Below are 6,332 nucleotides of genomic sequence, written 5' to 3'. Positions count from 1 at the left end.
GTAGACATTATGCGGTATTAGCCGTCGTTTCCAACGGTTATCCCCCTCGTCAGGGCAGGTTCCCAGCCGTTACTCACCCGTCCGCCGCTCGACGTCCAGCAAATCCACCGAAGCTTCAATGCTGCCGTTTCCGCTCGACTTGCATGTGTTAGGCCTGCCGCCAGCGTTCAATCTGAGCCATGATCAAACTCTTCAATTTAAGTTTGGTGTTTCCGTAGAAACTGCTCAATGAATACTGATTACTGTTTATCTCCGAAGAGACAAACGAATTGACTGTGCCGAATAACTAAAAGTTATCGTTTGGTCACTCAGTTCATCGAATAAATCTTTTTGTCTATTCTCAACGAGTGCCCACACAGATTGCATAGGTCAAATTGTTAAAGAGCGCCGCCCAATCTTGAGCGGGAGTGGCATTTTACGCCACTTTGGCATCGAGTCAAGCGTTTTGTTTGCTTGGCTGTTTTGCCGTTGTTAGCGCGGTTTGCCGTGCCAACGAGAAGCGCATTATAGAGAGGTAATTTTGTGACGCAAGGGGTTTTTAAGAAAAACTTTTCAGACGAACAAAAACCCAACAAAGTGCATTATTAGTGAGCGTTTCCACCCTAAAACGAGGCAGAAAGCCACCTAAAACTGGGTGGCTTTCGTTCCGTAAGGTCTTATTAGTCCTGTTTTGCGATGATTTGGTCGTTTTCAACATCAAGGAAAACAGGCCGCCCAGGAACAAGCTCGCCACTTAGAATTTGCTGAGCGAGTGGATTTTCAATCGTCTGCTGGATAGCACGTTTCAATGGACGCGCACCATAGACAGGATCGAAACCACCTTTAGCGACTTTTGCCAAGGCTGCGTCTGAGACCTCAAGCTTAAAGTCTCTTTCGCCCATACGGTGGGCGAGCTCTTGCATCTGTAGACCTGCAATCTCTTTGATGTGGTCTTTAGCTAATGGATGGAAAACCACCGCTTCATCTATTCGGTTGATGAACTCTGGACGGAAATGATTGGCAGCCACTTCCATCACGGTGCGTTTTATACCCGCATAGTCCAATTCACCGAAATGCGCCTGAATCTGCTCCGACCCAAGGTTTGACGTCATGATCACCACCGCATTGCGAAAGTCGACGGTGCGGCCTTGACCATCCGTCAGGCGACCATCATCCAGCACCTGTAGCAAGATATTAAACACATCCGAGTGGGCTTTCTCTATCTCGTCGAGCAGAATGACAGAGTAAGGACGACGGCGCACCGCTTCGGTCAGGTAGCCACCTTCTTCATAACCCACATAACCTGGAGGTGCACCCACAAGGCGAGCCACTGAATGCTTTTCCATAAATTCGGACATATCAATCCGAACCATGGCATCTCGGCTATCGAACATAAACTCGGCGAGTGACTTACATAGCTCGGTTTTACCCACTCCCGTTGGCCCTAGGAAGAGGAATGAACCGATAGGGCGGTTCGGATCCGCCAAGCCCGCTCGGCTGCGACGAATGGCGTTGCCGACAGCACTGACCGCTTCATCTTGGCCAACCACACGCTCGTGAAGCGCTGACTCCATTTTAAGTAGCTTTTCTTTCTCGCTTTCCAGCATGCGCGACACTGGAATACCTGTCTGGCGTGCAATGACATCTGCGATCTCCGCATCCGTGACACGGTTTTTAAGCAACGTCATTTCCTGCATCTCTGCCTGACTGGCAAGATCCAGCTGCTTCTCAAGCTCCGGGATTTTTCCGTATTGCAGCTCTGACATCCGGCTCAAATCACCAGCTCGACGTGCGATTTCCATGTCAGTACGTGCTTGCTCTAAGGCTGCTTTAATGTGTTGTGCACCAGACACGGCAGCTTTTTCAGTGTTCCAGACCTCTTCCAATTCTGCGTACTCACGCTCTTTTGCTTCTAACTCGTCGCGAAGCGTTTCTAAGCGCTTTTGGCTCGCACTGTCTTCTTCTTTTTCCAGCGCTTGCTGCTCTATCTTCAGTTGCACAATGCGACGCTCAAGCCTGTCGAGTGAGTCTGGCTTTGAGTCTATTTGCATCCGAATACTGGAAGCAGCCTCGTCAATCAGATCGATGGCTTTATCTGGCAGTTGCCGATCGGCAATATAGCGGTGTGATAAGCTCGCAGCAGCCACGATAGCCGGGTCGGTAATTTCTACCGCATGATGCAATTCATAACGCTCTTTGAGGCCTCGCAAAATGGCCACCGTGTCTTCGACATTCGGCTCACTCACCAACACTTTTTGGAAACGACGCTCTAATGCAGCATCTTTCTCCACATACTGCCGATACTCATCCAGCGTGGTTGCCCCCACACAATGCAGCTCACCGCGTGCAAGAGCAGGTTTGAGCATATTCCCCGCGTCCATGGCACCTTCGGCTTTGCCTGCGCCCACCATGGTGTGCAGTTCATCGATAAAGAGGATGACATTGCCTTCCTCTTTAGCAAGCTCGTTGAGTACCGCTTTTAGACGCTCTTCAAACTCACCTCGATACTTCGCCCCTGCAACTAATGAACCCATATCAAGAGAAAGAACGCGTTTGCTGCGAAGCCCCTCTGGCACCTCACCATTCACAATCCGTTGGGCAAGCCCTTCGACAATCGCGGTTTTACCTACACCGGGTTCACCAATCAGCACTGGGTTATTTTTGGTGCGGCGTTGTAACACTTGCACCGTACGACGGATTTCATCATCGCGACCGATAACAGGGTCGAGCTTGCCTTGTTCTGCACGCTCAGTAAGATCGATGGTGAATTTTTCAAGGGCTTGGCGGTTCTCTTCCGCGTTTGGATCATCGACTTGCTGGCCGCCACGGACTTTCTCTATCGCTTCTTCAACCTTTTGCGACGTCAACCCGTGGCTACGCAACAGATCTCCCAACTGGCCTTTGTCTTCCACCGCAGCCAAAACAAAAAGCTCTGACGAGATATATTTGTCTTTACGCTTTTGCGAGATTTTGTCGCACAGGTTAAATAGCGTGCCTAGGTGGTTTGAAAGCTGCACTTCGCCACCCGTGCCGGTAACTTGTGGTAGGCGGTCCAATAACTCAGAAAGACTGGAACGCAACTGGCTCACATCCACGTTCAGCATGGTCAATAACGGGCGGATGGCGCTGCTGTCTTGGTTCAGGAGCGCGGTCATCAAGTGAACAGGCTCGATGTATTGGTGATCTCGCCCTAATGCGAGTGATTGCGCATCAGATATCGCAATTTGAAATTTGCTCGTAAATCGGTCAAGGCGCATAGTTCCTCCCACTTAACACCTCTAATTGATGAATAAATGGGCACGATTGAAGCGCTTTTCAAGCACCTTTGTCGATTTTATTTCACCCGCCAAATGCAGGTTGCCATCCGGCCTGTTTGCCCATCTCGTCGATATGAATAGAACTGGTCAGCTTGTTGATAGGTACAGCACTCTCCCCCATAGATCGCTGTCACGCCTGCCTGCCTAAGTCGTTGCGTCGCGAGCATATAAAGATCAGCGAAGTACTTGTGGTTGTCGGTAGGCATAAAGGCGACCTTGGCTTCCGGAGACAAAGCGGTAAATGCCTGATACACATCTTCTCCCACCTCAAAAGCTTGAGGACCAATCGCAGGCCCCAGCCAAACGAGGCATCGGCTTGGTTCCTCAAACATCGATAATGTCGATTCCAGCACACCATGTAATAATCCGCGCCAACCTGCGTGGGCTGCCGCGACTTGCTGACCATCGTCACTGCAAAAAAGTACTGGCAAACAATCAGCCGTCATGATGGTACAGACTTGGCCCGTTGTTTCGGCGAAGGCCGCATCTGCTTTGGGGTGAGGGGCCTCACTTGGCAGGTGCGCGACCTGCGTGCCATGTACTTGGTCCAGCCAGGTAATATCGCCTCCGACCTGCTTTGCAAGTAGCAGTCGGTTTTTTACAACATCATCAGGTGTGTCGCCAACATGCATACCCAAGTTCCAACCCGAAAAGCGCCCATGGCTCACGCCACCAACACGCGTGGTCGTCAGCGCACGTACATTGCTTGGGGCTGGCCAATCGGGCTGGAGGTAGCGCATCAGTATTCCTCTTCTCCATATTGGCTTTGATCATCCCTTAGCAGCTCAGTCAGTGCGACCATGTCATCTGGAATCGGTGCATGCCATTCCATTTGCTCGCCAGTGACGGGATGATCTAAACGTAGCATGGCCGCATGTAGCGCCTGGCGCCGGAATTGGCGTAAGCCTTGGATGAGCGCATCATCGGCATGACGAGGTGGTTTAGCCTTGCCACCATATAGCGGATCGCCCACTAAAGGGTGGTTTAAATAAGCCATATGGACTCGGATCTGGTGGGTCCGGCCCGTTTCCAAGCGCAAACGTAACCGCGTGTGACCACGAAAATGCTCAGCCACACGGTAGTGGGTGATCGCGGGCTTACCTAATTCATGCACCGCCATGTGGGTACGTTTCGTTGCGTGGCGGCCAATCGGCTTATCCACCAAACCACCACCGGTCATATTGCCAATCGCAATCGCTTCGTACTCACGGGTGATTTTCCGCTTCTGTAGCGCACGCACCAAACGGGTTTGTGCCGGGATCGTTTTGGCGACCACCATCAAGCCAGTAGTGTCTTTGTCCAAACGATGGACTATCCCTGCTCGAGGCACATCTGCTATTGCGGGATACCGATATAACAAGCCATTGAGCAAGGTGCCGTCTGGACAGCCCGCTCCCGGATGCACTACAAGTCCTGCAGGTTTATTGATCACTAACAGGTCGTCGTCTTCAAAAACCACGTCCAATGGAATATCTTGCGGGATCCAACGGTCATCGTCCTCGATTTCCGCGGTGATCTCGACGTTTTCCCCTCCCATCACTTTTTGACGCGGTTTATCAATAGCCACGCCATTGAGTGAAACCTGACCGGCTTGGATCCAGGTTTTAATCCGAGAACGCGAGTAGTCAGGAAACAGCTCAGCGATAGCTTGGTCGAGCCGCTGACCTAGTTGATGATCTTGGATCTGATGGGATAACTCTATCTGTTGTGCCATATCGAACTTTTCTGTGATTTCTATGACTAAACCCTTGCGACAGTCGTTATAGTGGCGCTTGGCATATCGCCTGCAAACGCCTTTTGCTATAGTCGCCTGTCACTGGATAAAATAGCCGGAATAATGACATTGTATCTGTTTGCCGCTGCGACCGTAATCCAGATGGCATAAAAACTTTTCAAGGAAGTGCGATAACCCATGAAACGCCTAACCCTGACTGCGCTACTCGCAGCCTCTCTACTCGCCGGTTGTTCAAGCAACGACCAAGTCGTTCAAGACGATCCGCCATCCAAACTGTATCAGGATGCTGAAGCGCAGTTAAATCAAGGGGCTTGGATAACCGCGATTGAAAAGCTTGAAGCACTGGATTCACGCTATCCTTTTGGTGCTTATTCTGATCAAGTGCAGCTGGACCTTATTTATGCATATTACAAAAATGATGACTTAGCTTTGGCCGAAGCCACAATTGATCGTTTTATGCGTATGCACCCAGCGCACTCAGAAAGTGACTGGGTGGTTTATATGCGTGGTCTTGTCCATATGGGCCAAGATCGTAGCCTCATTCACGACATCCTACGTATGGAGCGGGATGACAGAGACCCGCAACCAGCACGTAAAGCCTTTGCCGATTTTCGTCGCTTACTTGAGCGCTATCCCAACAGTGAATATGCCGCAGATGCCAAAGCGCGGATGACCGCATTGAAAAACCGCCTTGCTAACTATGAGCTCGCCGCCGCTGATTACTACATCCGTCGCGAAGCGTGGGTTGCCGCGGTTAACCGTTGCCAGGCGTTGCAGCGTGACTTCCCTGATACAGAAGCAGCACGCGCATCGTTACCCTTGATGCTTAAAGCCTATGAAAAACTCGGACTCGAAGAACCGGCAGAGCGAACAAGAAAACTTATCGCTAAGAATCCAGCGTAATAGCGGCTAACAAGCTTGCTAATAAAAACCTCCGCCAAGGAGGTTTTTTTATATCTATAGATCAGCGGCGCCAAGAAAGCTTCGTCGAGTATAATTGTAATCAACGCTTAGCTTCAGCGCTGCGTGAGAACAGCCACACGCTTGTCGATGTATAACGGTTTAGAGGGTTTGAAGCGGTAAGTTATTGAATCAAGACGCGTGACAGCTTGCTATAGACACAAAAAAGCCCTGACCGTGAGGTCAGGGCTTGGTGTTTTCTCATCAAAGTCTTACACATATCCGCTTTGATGCTTAAATCAGTTTTTGCCTTCAGATTTTTCCAAAAATCTGAAAACAAGAAAGCAAGCCTGGCGATGTCCTACTCTCACATGGGGAGACCCCACACTACCATCGGCGCT

At 50.5% G+C, this 6,332-nt stretch carries 4 protein-coding genes and 1 rRNA gene; 1 reads left to right on the top strand and 4 read right to left on the bottom strand.

Going from position 1 to position 6,332, the window contains the following annotated elements:
- The 4 genes from BZG25_RS15455 to rluD all read right to left on the bottom strand — a co-directional run.
- Positions 1-199, bottom strand: a 16S ribosomal RNA gene (locus tag BZG25_RS15455); the annotation flags it as partial.
- Positions 200-659: 460 nt separating this feature from the next.
- Positions 660-3,236 (bottom strand): ATP-dependent chaperone ClpB, encoded by a 2,577-nt coding sequence (clpB, locus tag BZG25_RS15450; protein ID WP_077639356.1) that lies wholly within the window; start codon positions 3,234-3,236, stop codon positions 660-662.
- 77 nt (positions 3,237-3,313) lie between these two features.
- Positions 3,314-4,036, bottom strand: coding sequence for a peptidoglycan editing factor PgeF (pgeF, locus tag BZG25_RS15445; RefSeq protein ID WP_077639355.1), 723 nt, complete (start codon positions 4,034-4,036; stop codon positions 3,314-3,316).
- Positions 4,036-5,010, bottom strand: coding sequence for a 23S rRNA pseudouridine(1911/1915/1917) synthase RluD (gene rluD, locus BZG25_RS15440; protein WP_077639354.1), 975 nt, complete (start codon positions 5,008-5,010; stop codon positions 4,036-4,038). The genes pgeF and rluD overlap by 1 nt, the downstream gene beginning before the upstream one ends.
- 198 nt (positions 5,011-5,208) lie before the next feature.
- On the opposite strand from rluD, the gene bamD reads away from it, so the two are divergent.
- Positions 5,209-5,934, top strand: coding sequence for an outer membrane protein assembly factor BamD (bamD, locus tag BZG25_RS15435; protein WP_069362000.1), 726 nt, complete (start codon positions 5,209-5,211; stop codon positions 5,932-5,934).
- Positions 5,935-6,332 lie beyond the last annotated feature (398 nt).

This window comes from Salinivibrio sp. ML198 (genome assembly GCF_001996015.1).
Lineage (GTDB): Bacteria > Pseudomonadota > Gammaproteobacteria > Enterobacterales > Vibrionaceae > Salinivibrio > Salinivibrio siamensis.
Note: the sequence above shows the minus strand (reverse complement) of the source record. Positions and strands in the feature narration are given on the sequence as shown.